Genomic DNA, 535 nt, shown 5'->3' with positions numbered 1-535 from the left:
GATAGTAGTGATATTACAGAAGTAGAAAATTATACAAAAAACAAGTATGCAGAACCTAATAAGGAATTATTTGGAGTCGCAGAGGGTAAAAATGTTATCAAAATTCATCTTGAGTCATTCCAATCATTTCTAATTGATTATAAGCTGCATGGTGAGGAAGTAACACCGTTCTTAAATTCATTGGTGCACGATGAAAGCAAGAACTTTACGTATTTCGATAATTTCTTCCACCAAACTGCCCAAGGGAAAACGGCTGATGCTGAATTGATCATGGATACATCGTTATATCCATTGCCTCAAGGAGCAGCATTTGTTACAAAGGGGAATAATACGTATCAGGCCTTACCAGCAATATTAGGTCAAAGTAAAGAAGACTATACGTCAGCAGTATTCCATGGTGATAATAAAAGCTTCTGGAACCGCGACGAGATTTACAAAGAATTTGGAGTCGATAGGTTCTTTGACTCAAGTTATTACGACATGAATGAAGAAAATGTTATTAACTATGGTTTAAAGGATAAACCATTTTTCAAAC

General features: G+C 35.3%; 1 protein-coding gene. It reads left to right on the top strand.

The window, feature by feature from the left end; all coding sequences use genetic code 11:
- Positions 1–535: LTA synthase family protein (locus tag AC3G7N_RS22430; RefSeq protein WP_489424309.1), on the top strand; the 535-nt coding region annotated here is incomplete at both ends.

Source organism: Virgibacillus carmonensis, assembly GCF_057836705.1.
The sequence above is the reverse complement of the archived record's forward strand: the minus strand, read 5'-3'. Positions and strand labels throughout refer to the sequence as shown.